Here is a 1,917-nt window from a genome sequence, read left to right as displayed (position 1 = left end):
TATTCGGATTATAAAATTAGTTACTGGTGCCAAATAATAGGTATTTTGTTGCAACCATTTAGTGGATTCTTGAGAGGTGGTGTTGAAAACTCGCAAATACATAGTGTGAAATTTCCAACTTGTACTTAAGTTATTTTACGTCGAAATAAAAGTAAGAACGTGTTGTTTCAAACACGTTTAATATTGTTTTAACAATAACTTAAGGAAGAGCGATTATGCACCTTAAAAACGGGAAAGCAGTGAAAAGTGTCTTTACGCTAAGTACGCTGACTGCATCTTGTCTATTGGCCTTCAACAGCTACGCAGCGGTTGATTGTGCCCCTCTAGAAGTTTGGGATTCGTCAAAAGTTTATAATGGCGGCGACCAAGTTCAGCACGAAGGTAACGCATACAAAGCGCGTTACTGGACGCAAAACAATAACCCTGCACAAGCTGGCCAGTGGGGCGAGTGGGAATCTCTTGGTGCTTGTGATGGAACAGGTCCTGTTGATCCACCACAAAATGAAATCCCGACGGTGACTCTAACCGCTCCTTCTGCGTCGGCATCTATCACCGCTGGTGAAGTGGTTAACCTAGCCGCAGATGCTGCAGACACTGATGGCACAATTAGCAAAGTTGAATTCTTTGTTGATGGTGCTTTAGTTGGTCAGTCTACTTCGGCTCCTTTCACTGCATCTTGGACTGCAACTGAAGGCGTACACGAGTTTTCAACTAAATCTTATGATGACGCTGGCGCGGTAAGTACTGCAAGTTCAGTAACGCTTACGATTGCTTCAGCTCAACCAGGTAATGAAGCGCCTACAGTGGATGTTGCGCTTTCAGCTACTTCAATCGACTTAGGCGGTACTGTTACGCTTACTGCTAACGCAGCAGACGCGGATGGTAGCGTTGCTAAAGTTGACTTCTACGTTGCTGGCGCATTAGCTGGCACAGCAACAGCTGCCCCTTACACACTAGACGTAACGCCTTCAAAAGCGGGCGCTCTAGCGGTATACGCGAAAGCGACAGATAACGCAGGTGCAAGCACAGACTCTGCAATTGCTACGTTAACTGTAAATGGTGGTGCTGTGGCATCTAACTGTCGTCCTGACGGTCTTTACCAAACAACAGGCGTGGACGTACCTTACTGTTCAATCTACGACGAAGAAGGTCGTGAGAAAATGGGTGCGGATCACCCACGTCGTGTCATCGGCTACTTCACGAGCTGGCGCGCAGGTGACGACCCACAATCGACTTACCTTGTTAAAGACATTCCTTGGGAACAGCTAACTCACATCAACTACGCGTTTGTGAGCATCGGTTCTGACGGTAAAGTGAACGTTGGCGATGTTAATGATCCGAACAACGCTGCAACTGGCAAAACATGGCCAGGTGTTGAAGTCGATCCTACGCTTGGTTTCAAAGGTCACTTTGGTGCACTAGCAACTTACAAGCAAAAACACGATGTTAAGACGCTAATCTCGATTGGTGGTTGGGCTGAAACTGGCGGTCACTTCGATGCAAATGGCGATCGTGTTGCTGATGGTGGCTTCTACACAATGACGACCAATGCTGATGGTTCTATAAACCATGCTGGCATTGAGAAGTTCGCAGCTTCTGCAGTTGAAATGATGCGTAAGTACAAGTTCGATGGTCTGGATATCGACTACGAATACCCAACATCAATGGCTGGTGCTGGTAACCCTTACGACAAAGACTTCATGGAACCACGTCGTCAGTACCTATGGGCTTCTTACCAAGAGCTGATGAAAGTACTTCGTGAAAAACTAGATGCAGCTTCTGCTCAAGATGGTACGCATTACATGCTGACTATCGCAGCGCCATCGTCTGGTTACTTGCTACGCGGTATGGAAACCTTCGATGTAACTAAGTACTTAGACTACGTAAACATCATGTCTTACGACTTGCACGGTGCTT

1 protein-coding gene is annotated in these 1,917 nt (G+C 46.5%); it reads left to right on the top strand.

From position 1 onward, the window contains the following. Positions 1–215: 215 nt before the first annotated feature. The coding region (locus tag R7Q38_RS22900; RefSeq protein WP_318114401.1) for a glycosyl hydrolase family 18 protein at positions 216–1,917 on the top strand (1,702 nt) is incomplete at its 3' end.

It is taken from the genome of Vibrio sp. Vb0598 (genome assembly GCF_033338935.1).
In the GTDB taxonomy this organism is placed as follows: domain Bacteria; phylum Pseudomonadota; class Gammaproteobacteria; order Enterobacterales; family Vibrionaceae; genus Vibrio; species Vibrio alginolyticus.
This window is presented reverse-complemented; position numbering and strand designations above follow the sequence as displayed.